The organism is Legionella worsleiensis (assembly GCF_001467535.1).
Classification (GTDB): domain Bacteria; phylum Pseudomonadota; class Gammaproteobacteria; order Legionellales; family Legionellaceae; genus Legionella; species Legionella worsleiensis.
In genome coordinates, this window is the sequence record NZ_LNZC01000002.1 from 268,734 (window position 1) to 284,462 (window position 15,729).

Consider the following 15,729-nt stretch of genomic DNA (forward strand, 5'->3'; position numbering starts at 1 on the left):
AGTGTTGCACAAATTAAATTTTAAACGGTGCATGACATACCAAACCCCTTGCAAAAAGCACCTTGTCTTTTTTTTGATTTTAATGTACAATAATCTTGTCTTTTGAAGAAAAGAATGAATTGTCTTTTATACTCGTTCTGGTATGTTATTGTTCATGTAGGCAGTTTAATTAGTGTTTTTTTATGATTCGTAATCGAATCTCACTATAATAATCGCCTATTTTTCAAGTAATTAATCAAATTTGTTCACAGAGCCTTGTGAAGGAATGAGCAAATCTTGAATAAGTAGGAAAGAGGTTTCGCTAATGAAAAAAAAATTGGAGCCTTACAAAATCTCTGTTCCTCAATTATTTGAGTTACAAGTAAAAAAGACACCCCAAAATAAGGCTTTACTCGATAAACGTTACGAATACAGTTATGAAGAATTAAATAATAAAGCCAATCAATTTGCCCATACATTACACGATGGTGGTGTTGTTCGAGGGGATTTTGTTGCCATATTGTTAGAACCTGGCGCTGATTTTATTCTTTGTATTTTAGCTATTATAAAACTTGGTGCCGTATATGTGCCTCTTGATAAGCTTGCGCCCAAGTCCCGTCTTGAAACCATCATTGAAGACACAAAACCTCGGTTGATTATCACTGATGAGAGACTCAAACAAAATATTGAGTCTTTAAATGTAACTTATTCTCTTATCAAACAATTACATATTGAATCAATCACTAAATCCAAAGACAACCCTGGCGTTACTATCGTTCCCGAAGATGTGCTTTATATGATTTATACGTCAGGTTCCACAGGAAAACCTAAGGGCGTATTGATTCCTCATCAGGCGGTTGCCAATTTAGCGGTTGTAGTAAATTATGCTTCGGTTCAAGAAGGGGAGGTTATTGCACAATTTAATAATCTTGCCTTTGATGCCAGCACTTTTGAAATATGGAGTGCATTACTTAACGGATGTACTTTAAGCGTCATTCCAGAAGAAGATCGCACTCAACCCCTTGAATTGAAAAAAACATTGGAAGAGTATGGGGTAAATCATTTGTTGCTCCCCACAGCCTTATTTCACCAGTTGATTAAATCATCACCACACACGTTAAACCAACCTCAAACCATCCTCTATGGCGGGGAACAAATTAACCCTGTATTGCTTAGACAATTTATAAAGCATCGAACGCACCTGCAAAAACCGGTGCGATTAATCAATGGCTACGGACCATCTGAGGGAACTACTTTTGCCTGCCGTCATATCGTAAATGAAGAGATGTTGGATGATGATGAACATTTATCAGCGATTGGAATCCCTTTCGAAAACACGAAGGTTTATGTTTTAGATGAGCATCTCAATGAAGTAGGGGAGGGAGAACTCTACATAAGCGGCATTCATTTGGCCTTAGGTTACCATCTTAGTGAAGAACTTAATGCGAAACAATTCATTCCCAACCCATTTGATACTAAAGCACCTTTTGAAAAAATGTATAAAACGGGAGATTTGGTCAAAAAACTTCCCTCAGGAGAACTTGTCTACACAGGACGGGTGGATGACCAGGTGAAAGTAGGGGGCTATCGAATCCATTTGAGTGAAATTGAACGCCAACTGATGAAGCATGAGGAAATAAGCCTTGCTGCAGTGATTGTTGAACTAGGTGGCGGCCACCATAAAATGCTCACGGCTTACCTTGTTTTTAAGGATAAACCCGTACATGCAAGTGAATTACGCATCTTTTTAAATCAGCAGCTACCCCCTTATATGATTCCTGCCAAATGGGTCATGGTAGACGCACTTCCTTTAACGCCTATTGGTAAAATTGATAAAAGAGGACTTAGTGAGTTACCGTATACGGATTTAGAGTTTCATGTCGATAAATCAGCAACCAACAGTACTGAAGAAACAATAAAAAAAATCTGGCAGAATCTGCTCAATCGTGACCATATTGCGGTTAATAAAAATTTATTTGATTTAGGTGCTACATCTTTGCTGGTGACGGATGCCTGTACTCAAATCAATAACGCTTTGCATACCCAATTACACGTAGCAGAATTGATGGAGCATCCCACCATCCATAAGTTAAGCAAGTATATTGATGGTGATATGGATGTCCCGTTGGTGCGGAAAATTCATGCAACAACTTCATGTGACATTGCAATTGTCGGAATGAGTTGTCGGTTTCCCCAGGCAAATACCCTTGATGAGTTTTGGAATAATTTATGTAAGGGAGCCGATTGCTTGTCACGCTTTGAACCTCACGAGATGGAGCCATCCTATCGAACAGCTTCGCCTTTAATACGGGTGAAGGGTGTTATTGCTGATATTGATCAATTTGATGCTGCCTTTTTTAATTTTAATCCGGCTGATGCAAAAAGTACCGATCCTCAGCATCGTATCTTTTTAGAATGTGTATGGGAGGCGCTAGAAAACGCCGCTATTGCACCAGAAAAATGCCTTAACACCACCATTAGTGTATTTGCTGGCATGACGGATAGCTCTTATCTTCATGAAAATCTATTAAAGAATCAGAAATTTTGTCGTGAGAATGATGTCTTTCATCAACGCATTGCAACCAGTATGAGCATGCTCAGCACCCAAACATCGTATCGTTTGAATTTAAAAGGCCGCAGTGTGAACGTCAATACCGGCTGCTCCACTGGCCTGATTGCGGTTGATCATGCCTGCCAGGATTTAATCTTAGGGCAAAGTGATGTGGCAATTGCCGGAGCTAGCAGCATTGTAGTTCCTCAGCACTCAGGATACACCTACCAGCCGGGAAGCATCGTTTCCCCGGATGGCTATTGCAGGCCTTTTTCAATCAATGCCAATGGTACTGTCTTTTCAAACGGGGTAGGGGTTGTTGTGCTCAAACGCCTGGACGATGCACTACGCGACAACAATACCATCTATGCTGTGATTCAATCTCGTGGCGTCAACAATGATGGTGTCGATAAGTTAGGATTTACCGCCCCAAGTATTAGCGGGCAAATGTCGTGTATTAAAGATGCTTTGCATCAAGCGCAAATCAGCGCAGACAAAATAGATTATGTAGAAGCTCATGGTTCGGCGACTGCGTTAGGAGATGTGATTGAAGTTCATGCCCTATCCACCGTGTATCGGGAAGAAACCGAACGTACTCATTATTGTGCCTTAGGCTCAGTCAAAGCCAATATTGGTCATACCGATGCGGCAGCAGGAATAGCAGGCCTCATTAAAACCGCATTGTGCTTATATCATCAAAAAATTCCTCCTCTCGCCCATTTCACCCAACCCAATCCTGATTTAGAGCTAGATAAAAGTCCCTTCTTTGTAACGACTCAAGTACAAGACTGGCAAAAAAAATCTGATGCACGTTATGCAGGAGTGAGTTCTTTTGGAGTAGGCGGTACGAATGTTCATATGATTTTAAGAGACTATGAACCAACACCTCGCTGTGAGGTGCTCACTGATAAGACTGAGGAGCTGATTCTTCTGTCAGGAAAAACACAAGAAGCTTTGAGCGACCAGGTAGAACGATTTGCCAATTATTTGCATACCACTTCAGACAGGTTGTCTGACATAGCCCATACACTTCATGTTGGACGGGAAGACTTTGCCTGGCGCACCTTTATGGTGGGTAAAGACCATGCCGAGATTCAACAAAATCTGGAGCACTACCCCGTACTTTTGCACGATGATGAAGTGCAGCACAGTATAGTGTTTGTTTTAGGTGGGCAGGGTTCTTCTTATGCCAAGATGGCCATGGGATTATTCGAAACAGTACCTGCATTTCAAGAGTACATGGTGTATGGGGCAACTCTTGCCCAACGCTACCTTCATTGTGACCTGCTTGATGTGATACGGTCATCTGATGAGGCGTTATTAGCGCAAACCCAGTTGGCACAGCCCGCATTATTTATTATCGAGTACGCTCTGGCTCGCCTTTTAATGGATTGTGGCATTAAGCCCGATGCATTGATAGGACATAGTCTTGGTGAGTATGTCGCTGCATGCCTTGCCGGTGTTTTTTCTTTTGAAGAAGGGATAGCGCTTGTGTGTGAGCGGGGGCTTTTAATGGCTCAGGCACCGGCAGGGAACATGTTCGCCTTGACCTGTACCCAAGAGGAACTTAATTTATACCTTTCGTTTCCAGGCATAGAGCTTGCACTGCACAATGGCCTCGACCAGTATGTTGTCGCAGGAAGCGTTGACAGGATGCGTGTTTTAGAACAGCACCTTATCACGGAGCACAAACGTTATCATAAACTTCAGGTAAACCATGCCTTTCACTCCGAGTTAATGGCTGTTATAGAACGACCCTTTAGGGATATTTTGGCAAACATCACTTTGTCTGCCCCAACCATTCCTATCGTATCCAATGTTACTGGAGACTGGCTTTCAACTCAGGATGCCGTATCTGTAGATTATTGGTATCGTCATATGCGCCATACCGTACGCTTTGCTCAAGGGATTGAATTGCTTTTAAAAGACGAGCATCCACTTTTTGTTGAGGTGGGACTTGGCCAATCCTTGTCTGCGTTGATTCGCCCTTTAGCCAAAAATAAAGAAATAATGACGCATACCTTACCTGGTCGCAGCCATTCAGGAACAGACAAAGAACATTTGTTGCGTGCTTTAGGCTTTTTATGGGGTAAGGGTGTCCCCATTCACTTAGAGGCGTTGACTAAACATCAAAACAAATACCGTGTCGCTTTGCCTACCTATCCCTTTCAAAAACAACGCTATTGGATTGCTCCTGACAGCAATGTGCGTCTTTCTACTGGACAACCGCAATGTTACAGTCCTGTTTGGGCGCGCCAGCCATTAAGTGGATTTGAACTGAATCTCATCAAAGACCATCAATGGATAGTCTTTAAAGACAATAAAGGGATTGGTGAGCATTTAATTCAGCGGTTGGAGGATTGTAACGCAGATATTTATGTCATAGAGGCAGCGGCTGATTTCGCAATTGTGTCACCTCAGCACCTTTTAATTAATCCTGACGTAAAAGAGCACTACACGGCCTGTTTTAATGCCATGAAGACCACACTTATTCATCCTAAACTCATTCATTGTTGGTCACTGGATGGTAATGCAGATAATGAGGATAAAGAACTTGATGCCTCTTTGGAAAGGGGCTTTTTCAGTGTGATGTATGCACTGCAAGCTCTATTGAGTGTTATGAAGAACTCTGAACGTGTTGATTGTTCCATCATCACATCAGGTACGCAAAGTGTTTTGGGGCATGAAACCATGAATCCTGCTTTGGCGAGTCTTGTCGGTTTTTGTCGCGTGGCTCACTTAGAACATCCCTCTTTAACGTGTCGTTTAGCAGACCTCTCTGAAGACATTCTATTAAGTCCCAAAGCCGATATTGTGGAAGATATTTTAGCCATGGCTGAGGGTCAGGATCAACAACCACTTGTTGCGTACCGAAATACATTTCGTTGGTCTCCTTCTTATATATTGCAAAGCAGGTCATCTCATGCAACACCGCTTAGAAACCAGGGAATTTATTTAATTACCGGAGGGCTTGGAGGAATTGGGTTAAGCTTAGCGCATGCAATAGCCTCTGAAGTTGAACGACCCACCCTTATTTTGAGCTCACGCACCCAATACCCAGAAGAAAGTCGCTGGGAAAGCTTATTAAAGGATCCTGTTTACGAACATCGCCACGTGCTTGAATCATTACTACAGCTCAAGGAATTAGGCGCTCGAGTGCATGTTGTGTGTTGCGATGTGACGAACAAGCACGACGTAATCGAACTCATCCAGCAGTGTATTAGCCAATATGGTCTACTGCATGGCATGATTCATGCCGCTGGAGTTCCTGGAGAGGGCTTGATTCAGCTTAAAAACAAAGAAAAAGCATTGGATGTGTTAGCCCCCAAACTTTTTGGGACCTATTATTTGGCGGAAGCGTCTCAAAATATCCCAAAACTGGATTTTGTCGTGTTAATGTCGTCACTGGCGGCCCATGTTGGGTTAAAAGGTCAGGTCGATTACAGCGGTGCTAATGCCTGCCTGGATGCTTTTGCTTCATCTAATTTGTTTCATGCGCAACGCACCATCAGTATCAATTGGAATGCCTGGCGAACCGTAGGTATGAGCGTGTCATCAGGAACTCCTAAAGGCGTGGATTTACTCGATGTGGGTAATGACATAAGCAGTGAGGAGGGGAAGAGGCTGTTTTTGAATGCCTTGAACTGCCATGAGAACCATATCGTTATCTCCAATTACGATCTCAAAGAATATGAAGAGGCATTGCTCCATGCAGAGCTTGATCACAGTTCAGTAGAACATAAAGCATCCCGATCTCATTTAAATATTAAAAATAAGTATGATGCGCCTCAAACTGAGTTAGAAAAACAGCTGGCCATACTGTGGCAAGACAGCTTGCACATCGATGAGATTGGTCGAGAGGATGACTTTTTTGCCTTAGGTGGCCATTCACTCAATGCCTTAACACTTATTGAGAAAATTAATAAACGGTTTGGGTGCTCTTTGTCAATCCAACATCTGTACAAAGCGCCAGTTCTTGGTCAGTTAGCAAGACTTATAGAACATCCCGAAGACTCCATTGATATTCTTGTTCCTCTTGCCAAAGCAGTACCTTCGGGAGTTAACCTGTTTTTTTGTCATCCAGTAAGTGGTGTGGTGTATTGTTTTAATGAGCTTGCCTCCCAATGGTCTTCTGCCTCCATTTATGGTTTGCAAGACCCGAGTATTTCTCACGGTACTTTGCTTTATGACAGTTTAGACTCTATGGCTAAATCTTATGCAAAAGCCATTCAAAAATTACAACCTAATGGTCCTTATTACTTGGTGGGTTATTCCTTTGGTGGTACTGTACTCTATGAGGTCGCCCATCTGTTACGAGAGGCAGGGCAAGAGATTGGCCTGTTGGCTTTAATTGAAAGTTGGTCTGTATTTTCAGAAACACAGCGCCAATCAGGCTATGCGATAGAACACGTGTTGCCTTCTTTTGGGGAGAAAAGCACGAAAGACCTGGCACGTCTGGCGGCAGAACGTATGAAACTCTTATTAAATCATAGCCCCTCCCACACGCATCAGGATATGGTTCTTTTTAAAGCAAAAAAATTAAACGAAGGCTATCAATCCATTGATGATCCCTATAATGGATGGTCTAAATTTAATAAAGGAACTATTATTTGTAAGTTAATGGATGCAGATCATGATTCCATCTTGAACGCTCAGAACAGTAGGGTGATTGCTGAGTACCTGCAAACAGTGAACTCAGTGTTAAGAAAAGAGAAGGATACGGATACCTAACTGATGAAGATTACTCAAGAAGAATTACCTATAATGGCCAAAGCGTACGATCTGGTCTCTCATTCCTTTATTTTGATTGACCGGTCGTTACGTATTGTATGGATGAATCATTCGGTTCAAAAACTGATAGGTCTTAACAACGATTTTTCTTGGAAAGGAATCCCTTTTCATCAGCTCTGGGACTCATTAAACCTTCCTCCTCTTATAGACGCACATGCCAATCTTATTTGCCCCAAAATTATGGTGATACACAACTCTTATCGTGCGTGGCAAAAAATTCGGGTGACTCTGGATAAAAAAACACATTGGCTTTTATTGGATAAAGACATTTCCGAGATGGATGAAACCTACACCATATTAGAGAATGAAATCGCAAAAATCACCGGGCATGTTTTTCAACATCATCTTCCAGTCAATCAGTACGTGGATGAAATACGCCATTTTCTAACGAATATGATTAATCGTATTCCTTGTTATATGTATTGGAAAAATAAAGAATTGGAGTACATTGGCTGTAATGAATTGGCCGCTGGTTTTTTTAGTCTCGCCTCACCGGATGATATTATTGGAAAAACCGATCATGATTTATTTTCCGATCCGCTACTTGCAGAAAGTTATCGTGAAGTGGACAAACAAATTTTAGAAGAGGGAAAATCGATATTAAAATTACCGCAAATTTTAGTGCACCATAATGGTGAAACTTTTCACACGCTCGTTAGTAAAGTACCGATTACCAGTGAAGATGGCACTATAGTGGGTATCTTGGGGATTACGATTGATGTGACCAAGGAAAAGCAGGCAGAAATCGCAAAAACTGAATTTATTGCCAACATGAGTCATGATATTCGTACACCCCTAACAGGAGTCATTGGTTTATCGGAACTATTGGAAAACGATTTAACCAATCCGATACATAAAGAAGAAGCTCATTTACTATATGAAAGTGGAAATCAACTCTTAAGTATGCTTAATGGCATATTGGATGATGTGCGTGCAGGAAGCGCTCTTGAATCTGGCGTGGATGAGCAGTCCTTTCTTCTAAGGGAATGTTTTGAGGATTTAGTTAAATTAGAAGCGCCAACGGTTGCTGCTAAAAACTTGTCATTGGGCTATACAATAGCCCCTGATGTTCCTGAATGGATAGTCAGTGACAGAAAAAAAATCCAACACATTTTGTTAAATCTTTTGGGTAATGCGGTGAAGTTTACGGAGCAGGGCGGAATCACTCTTGCTGTCACGCTGTTATCGCGCTCCAACGATGAGGTGGTACTGCACTTTAGTGTGACTGATACAGGTATTGGCATCCCTGAAGACAAAAAGGAAAAAGTGTTTGAGCGTTTTTTCCGGGTTTCTCCCTCTTATGAAGGAAAATATGTAGGCTATGGTTTAGGCCTTCATATCGTTCAATCGTATGTGTCTCTTTTAAAAGGACAACTTCATTTAGAAAGTAAAGAAGGGGTGGGGACGACTATCTCCTTTGATATCACCTGCCGTGAAGGGGTGACTCAAAAGCAAACAGATGAAAATCAGCGTATCTCTTTACTCGAACGCCAGGAACTAAAACCCAGTACACCACTCTCTGGTGTGCCGGAAGTCGATGAAGCTGCGCCTCATTTTTTATTAGTGGAAGACAATAAGATTGCCCTGAACGTTTTACAAGCATTCGTGAGGAAGCAAGGCGCTCGCTATTCTTCAGCTGAGCATGCAGCGCAAGCCTTAAATTACGTAAAGACCACTTCTTTTGACTTGATTATTACCGATATTGGTCTTCCTGATGTGTCGGGAATTCAATTGACCAGGGACATTCGTTCTTGGGAAAAAGAGCTTCAACGGTCTTACACCCCTATTGTGGGCTTGACCGGACATACTTTGGAATCGGCACAATCTGAATGCCTTGAGGCAGGTATGAATGCGGTGTATCAAAAACCGATATCACAAACCATGTTGCAAGAAATCATTAAGAAGTGGGTACGTCAAGATCAGAAAGAGCTCAAAGTGGAACCCGTATCCATGTCACCTCCTCCAAGTCTTCTGGGGCACGATTTACCCGCAACGGAAGACGCATTATTTGTCTTGGACTCTTTTGCATTGTTTGATCCGCAAGACGCAATGAAATACATGGGTGAGGAGTCCTTATTGTTCCAGATATTAAAGCAATTCCTTTCACCAGAAATTCAAAATGACATAATCCTCCTGCAAGATGCTTATCAGGGCGAGAATTGGGATGAGGTGGAAAAGCTGGCTCATAAAATTAAAGGAGGAGTTGCCTGCATTGGGACCAAGCGATTGTTTCTTGCCTGTCAATATCTAGAGCGCTATTACAAAGCCGGTCATCGCTCATTACTCAATCCGCTCTACACCCAGATTATTGCAGTGAATCAGCAAACCAAAGAGGAAGTATCTCGTTGGCTTGATAAGTATGGAAAGCACTAAGGTTGTCCGATAATGGGTTCTAATTTCATACTCAGCCAAAGACTTACTGGAAATCCTTGAAGACAGGTATCAAAAACGTTCAACCATCATTACCAGTCAACTTGCTGTGGCTCTATGGCATGAACACCTTGGGGATGCAACACTTGCAGACGCCGTCCTTGACAGACTCGTGCATAACTCAATCAGAATAGAACTCAATGGTGAATCCATGCGAAAAACAAAAAAATCTTTACAGACTAAACCCCTTTAAAAGATAATCCACTACGTGAGGCATTGAAGTGATCAAATACTCCGGAATCGGTGATCAAATGCCTAACGGAATCAGTGATCAAGTCCTCCGGAATACGCAGAAAAGGTCGAAATATTGGCTTATACAGGCACGTGGAGAGGCATTTCAGAGATCAATTTATCAAAACTCATTTCAGAAGGATACCTATCAAACCAGTGTGGTTAATAATGTATTTCTTGTGGAATAAAGACAAAACTGGATAAAGTTTATGCCCGTATGGGTAGGTAATTTTTTATTATGGCTGAGATTGTAAAGAGAGAATTATGGATAAAGTAACATTTAAAATTGATGTTCATTTATTAAAACTTTTAAGTCAAAATTATCGCTCAACGGAAAAAGCTATAAAAGAGCTTATTGATAACGCATGGGATGCTGATGCTAACTTAGTATCGATTTCTTTGCCAATGCCTATGACTAATGAACCAATCATTATTGAAGATGATGGCAGAGGTATGAGCAGAGAGGAGCTTGAAAGTGAATATTTGAATATTGCAAGTAACCGAAGAATGCGACACGGTGATTTTAGCTTAGCCAAGATGCGGAAAGTTAAAGGTTCTAAAGGTATTGGGAAGTTCGCTGGTTTTATGCTTGCTACTACAATGAAAATAGAGACGTGGGTGATGGGGATTCGTTATGAGTTACAGTTTAGCACATCATCCTTAGATCTTTACCCTGATCTGCATGAGATACCAATTAATGTTTTATCAATAGAAGATAATAGTAAAAAAAGTGGTACCAGGATTACTTTGACTGATCTCTGTCGCCATATTGGCTTTCCTAGTCCAGAAAGTCTTCGGCAATTATTAATTCAAGAATATGGCCGAGAAGCCGATTTTTCTTTAACAATTAACGGAAAAAAACTCGATGTTGATGATATTCAAGGGGTTTTCTTCGAACAAGAGATTGATATTCCTGAAGTGGGTAAAATTAGGCTACGTTTTACTATATCCGATCAAAAAGGCTCTCTTAGAAAACCCGGAATTATAATGCGAATTGGAGGAAAGGTTGTTGGAGAACCATCTTTTTTGGGTTTAGAGAAGGCAGAAGATTTCCCACCGAAACTTCTAAAAAAGTGTTTTGGAGAGATAGAAGCTGATGGATTACTTGATGATGTGACCGCTGATTGGGGCGCAATTTTTGAAAACAGTGAAAAATATCGTATGGTTGAGGAAACTGTGCAACCGATTTTAAAAGAGAAATTTAAAGAGGTCTATGGTCAAGAAATACATTTAGCTCTGGCTCGTATAAAAAAGAAAATGGATCAGCGCTTAGCTTCATTTCCCGAATTCAAAAGGCAGTACGCAGAAAAGGCTATTTTTAAAGTTTTGGAACGCTATTATCAAGAACCTGAAAGTAAAATTGAGCCTATAGTGAATGTTTTATTAGATGCTATAGAGTTCTCTGATTATAGAGTTGTGTTAGAACATATTAATAATGCAAAAGATTCAGATGTAAAAATATTTGCAGAAGCTCTCGATGAATTTGGATTATTAGATATGGTAAGGATGAGGGAGCAGGCTAAAAATCGCTTGGAATTTTTAGACCACTTAGAAATGCTTTGCAATACTCCTGAAACTCTTGAACAAGACGTGCACAAAGCTATTGAACATAATTTATGGATATTTGGGCCAAGTTACAGTCTTTTTAGTTCAAATAAAACATTGAAAAAGCAAGTTGAAAAAATGTTGAATCAAAAATATTCTGGTCTAAATGATAATAAGCGTCCGGATTTAATGCTAAGTGAAAATCTTAATGGAGACTATCTCCTTATAGAATTTAAAAAGCCAGCACATTGCCTAACTTATCAAGATTATCAACAAGTTACCGGTTATCGTAATGATTATCGACCTTATACAGGAAAAGCCAATATTAATATTTATTTAATTGGTGGGAAAAAAGGAAATGATTTGCCTTTATATGACAGAGAGTCGAGTGTTAATATCATTGTATTTAGTGACTTGATTTCAACGGCGAGACGACAATTGCAATGGATGTTAAAAGAGCTTCAATATGCTCCCAAAGTTTTGATGTCAATTTAGGTGAGACTGTAAATAAGGTATCTGTAATAATTTTGTCTTTATTTCCTGAATGCATAGAAGTGAAACATCTAACGCTTACCGAAAATATGCGTTATGGCTTATAATTTGGGGAGTGCGTTATTCCATATTCAATTTTCCACTTTCTATCATTAGCATTATAGTCAGTTCTAACATCAAAATTTCTATTTTCATTTATTTTTAAATTCTCGATGCCACTCAATAATATTGTTTTAAATTCAATTGGCTTCCCTTTTTTTAGTTTTGAATTAGATGTTCCTCCTATTTGGTAACAAAGGAGAAAATCCTCTTGAGATTTTTTAATTAATTTATACTGAGGTGTCATATAAAGTTGTCCAAAATGATAAGGTTCGACTATTCTTGTATGTCCTTTATAATCGAAAGAAATAATGTTTCTCGCATCTATAGCGCTTTTTAAATCATCTTTTATTCCCATTTTTAACTTCCTTATTAGAAATCTACCCATCGAGTATAGTTAAAAAGTTAAAAATGATCAATAAATAAACTTTTTGTTTATTTATCCTTTAACTGCTTGAATTAGGTTATAGCCGCTTTTATTAATTTTGGAGAGAGTGTAACTTGTTAAAGTGAATAGCAAATAGCTTTGTTATCCCTGCGGTTATGCCCAATTTATGAATGAGTACTTCAATTTCCATTGAATGTAGCTAACTTATTGATTCCATTGGCGTCCCGAACAGGATTCGAACCTGTGACCTGCCCCTTAGGAGGGGGCCGCGCTATCCAGCTGCGCCACCGGGACTAGAATTGGCAAGTCTACCTTTATCGATGAGAAATGACAACGGGATAGATGCAGTTGTTTTGAAAAATTGTTTTTTATGGTCGGCAGGGGGAGGGATTAGAGGACTGGGTTTTTTATAGTTAATTCTATCCTTCCCGTCATCAGTTATTTGATGACGGGAAGGATCAATTTACATTCCGGTATAGTTGGGGCCGCCGCTGCCTTCCGGGGCGTGCCAGATGATGTTTTGGCGGGGATCTTTTATGTCGCATGTTTTGCAATGAATGCAGTTTTGTGCGTTGATTTGTAATCGGGGGCCTTGCTCTTCCTCTACTATCTCATAGACTGCAGCCGGGCAATAGCGAGTTTCTGGGGAGGCATAGATTTTTAAATTCACATCCAGTGCCAATTTGGGTTGTTTTAGTTTGAGATGGCAGGGTTGGTTTTCTTCGTGGTAGGTGTTGGAGAGATATACAGAAGAAAGCCTGTCAAAGGTTAATTTGCCATCGGGTTTGGGGTAGTTTATTTTTTTAGCTTTTTCAGCGGGAATCAGGGATTTATGATCTGCGTGATTGGATAAAGTCCATGGAGAATGGCCTTTGGTTATGTAGGTTTCAAAAGCTGCGTTCATTAAACCGGGAATTAATCCGAATTTAAAGCCGGGCCTGATGTTGCGCACGGAATACAGTTCTTTTGCTAACCATGAATTTTTTATTTTTTCAGGATAAGCAGTTAACTCCAAGGGATAAATGGGGTTTTGAATCAGTGCGTCAAAACAGGCTTGGGCAGCAAGCATGCCTGATTGCATTGCAGTATGTATCCCTTTAATTTTAGGGACGTTGAGAAAACCAGCTGAGTCTCCAATCAAAGCACCACCTGGAAATACCAGCTTGGGCATGGATTGCCATCCGCCTTCGTTTAAGGCTCGTGCGCCATAGCTTAGTCTTTCCCCTCCTGTTAATACTGATTTGATAATAGGGTGTGTTTTAAATCGTTGTAATTCTGCAAAAGGATTTAACCATGGATTTTTATAATCCAATCCAACAACAAAACCCAGGGCAACCCGTTGATTGGATAAATGATAAATAAAAGAACCACCATAGGTGGCGTGATCCATAGGCCAACCCACCGTGTGTATTACTTTGCCAGGCTCATGATATGCCGCATCTACTTGCCAGACTTCTTTTAACCCTATGCCGTAGGTTTGCGGTTGAACATTGTCTCTAAGATGATATCTTCCCATCAAATACTGGCTCAATTGGCCACGGCATCCTTCAGCAAATAATGTTTGCTTTGCCAACAAATGCATTCCAGGCTGAAAATTATTGGTTTTTTTACCTTCTTTATCAATTCCGACATTACCTGTTGCAACGCCAGTGACCTGATTTTTAGCGTTAAACAATACTTCTGTTGCGGCAAATCCGGGATAAATTTCACAGCCCATGGCTTCGGCTTGTTCGGCAAGAAACAGGCACAGTTCACCAAGGCTGATAATGTAATTGCCGTGATTGTGCATGGGTTTGGGTGTTGGTAGTTTGTATGATTTGTTTTCAGTGAGGAAGTAAAACTGATCCTGAGTTACGGCTGTATCCAAAGGAGCCGTTTGCCATGAATCAGGAAGTAACTCTTTTAAGCTGACTGGATCGAGTACTGCTCCTGAAAGAATATGAGCACCAACCTGTGATCCTTTCTCTAAAATACATACCGAGAGTTCCTTGTTTTCGGCTTTGGCTAATTGCTTTAATTTTATAGCGGCAGATAGTCCCGCAGGCCCCGCTCCAACTATAATAACATCAAACTCCATCGTTTCGTGTTCCACACGATCTCCTGCTTTAAAAAGATAAAATCATCGCTGTTATGCGACCTAAGATCAAGATTAAATTAAACAATATCAGTAATACTGGTCAAGGTTAAAGACGATGAAGAGTTAAAATAGTTTAATTTAGTAAAATAATCAATTTGAACGTTATTGGATATGGATAATTAAATATTATTTAAGATGCAAATCTGATTAAAAACACTTAAGTGCCATATGCTGCTAAAATAAACGATACGAGTCTATTTAAAAAATTCGCTTCGGGTAACTGACGCTTTAAGTTTAATACTAAAAGGGGAGTTGGATGGATGAGGTAAATAGGGAGTATATCCGCCATTTTAATCAGGCAACGGAACATTATCTGCTGTGCCGTCCGAGTTATCCTCCTGAGCTGTTTAATTATTTAGCGCAGTTAGTCAAGCATGAGGTAACCGTATGGGATTGTGGGACTGGAAATGGACAGGCGGCTAAGGCTTTGGCTGAACATTTTGCAAAAGTTATCGCAACGGATATTAATCAGGCTCAGCTTGATGTGGCTATGCTAAGCCCCAACATTCAGTACCTTTGCACACCTGCTGAAAAAACGCCCATACCCTCAGGCTCCATTGGTTTGGTTACGGTTGCACAGGCCCTACACTGGTTTAATTTTTCTTTGTTTTATGATGAGGTAAGGCGAGTCAGTACTCCTGAGGGCGTCATTGCCGTCTGGTGTTATGGCTTGGGTTTGTTCGACGATGATGTCATTAACGGTTTCATTAAAAAACTCTATAACGATATTTTGGGATCTGACTATTGGCCCAAGGAGCGATTGTTTATTGATGAGAACTATAAGACCATCCCTTTCCCGTTTCGTTTAATAGATACACCTGAACTGAGCATTAAAAAAAGAATGAATTTTGAGCAATTAATTGGATATTTATCGACATGGTCTGCTGTTAAAGAGTTTCAAGACCGTCAAGGACTTAATCCCATTAATTTAATCATGAATGAATTGCTTTCCAGTTGGGGAAATGTGACAAAGGAACGGGAAATCACCTGGCCTTTGTACAGTCTCATAGGAGCAATTCATAGTTGATTCTCACCTGGGGGTGCTGGCAATCTTTTACGTTTAAAACGCTCATGGTTTTGGGATGA

The 15,729-nt window shown here is 40.5% G+C and carries 6 protein-coding genes, 1 tRNA gene and 1 pseudogene; 5 read left to right on the top strand and 3 right to left on the bottom strand.

Going from position 1 to position 15,729, the window contains the following annotated elements:
- The first annotated feature begins 304 nt into the window (after positions 1-304).
- The 4 genes and pseudogenes from Lwor_RS01465 to Lwor_RS01475 all read left to right on the top strand — a co-directional run bounded on the left by Lwor_RS01465 (position 305) and on the right by Lwor_RS01475 (position 12,022).
- Positions 305-7,261 (top strand): type I polyketide synthase, encoded by a 6,957-nt coding sequence (locus Lwor_RS01465; RefSeq protein ID WP_058492090.1) that lies wholly within the window; start codon positions 305-307, stop codon positions 7,259-7,261.
- 3 nt (positions 7,262-7,264) lie between these two features.
- On the top strand, positions 7,265-9,694 hold the full coding sequence (locus Lwor_RS01470) for an ATP-binding protein (protein WP_058492092.1): 2,430 nt from the start codon (positions 7,265-7,267) through the stop codon (positions 9,692-9,694).
- A gap of 40 nt (positions 9,695-9,734) precedes the next feature.
- Positions 9,735-9,944, top strand: a pseudogene (locus Lwor_RS13395) (ATP-binding protein); the annotation flags it as partial.
- Between the two features lie 302 nt (positions 9,945-10,246).
- Positions 10,247-12,022, top strand: coding sequence for an ATP-binding protein (locus tag Lwor_RS01475; protein WP_058492095.1), 1,776 nt, complete (start codon positions 10,247-10,249; stop codon positions 12,020-12,022).
- A 91-nt stretch (positions 12,023-12,113) separates the two neighbouring features.
- Here Lwor_RS01475 and Lwor_RS01480 read toward each other — a convergent pair whose 3' ends face one another.
- The 3 genes from Lwor_RS01480 to Lwor_RS01490 form a co-directional block, all read right to left on the bottom strand.
- A complete protein-coding gene (locus Lwor_RS01480; protein ID WP_058492097.1) occupies positions 12,114-12,476 on the bottom strand; it encodes a hypothetical protein in 363 nt (120 codons plus the stop codon).
- A gap of 247 nt (positions 12,477-12,723) precedes the next feature.
- Positions 12,724-12,800 (bottom strand) — tRNA-Arg (locus Lwor_RS01485).
- 169 nt (positions 12,801-12,969) lie between these two features.
- A complete protein-coding gene (locus Lwor_RS01490) occupies positions 12,970-14,598 on the bottom strand; it encodes an electron transfer flavoprotein-ubiquinone oxidoreductase (protein WP_058492100.1) in 1,629 nt (542 codons plus the stop codon).
- A gap of 301 nt (positions 14,599-14,899) precedes the next feature.
- Here Lwor_RS01490 and Lwor_RS01495 point away from each other — a divergent pair, with 301 nt between their 5' ends.
- Positions 14,900-15,670: a class I SAM-dependent methyltransferase gene (locus Lwor_RS01495; RefSeq protein ID WP_058492102.1), complete on the top strand. Its 771-nt coding sequence runs from the start codon at positions 14,900-14,902 to the stop codon at positions 15,668-15,670.
- Positions 15,671-15,729: the final 59 nt, after the last annotated feature.

Excerpts from the sequence above, each read along its gene's own strand:
- Lwor_RS01495 (WP_058492102.1), top strand. The coding sequence starts at position 14,900 with ATGGATGAGGTAAATAGGGAGTATATCCGCCATTTTAATCAGGCAACG.
- Lwor_RS01465 (WP_058492090.1), top strand. The coding sequence starts at position 305 with ATGAAAAAAAAATTGGAGCCTTACAAAATCTCTGTTCCTCAATTATTT.
- Lwor_RS01470 (WP_058492092.1), top strand. The coding sequence starts at position 7,265 with ATGAAGATTACTCAAGAAGAATTACCTATAATGGCCAAAGCGTACGAT.
- Lwor_RS01475 (WP_058492095.1), top strand. The coding sequence starts at position 10,247 with ATGGATAAAGTAACATTTAAAATTGATGTTCATTTATTAAAACTTTTA.
- Lwor_RS01480 (WP_058492097.1), bottom strand. The coding sequence starts at position 12,476 with ATGGGAATAAAAGATGATTTAAAAAGCGCTATAGATGCGAGAAACATT.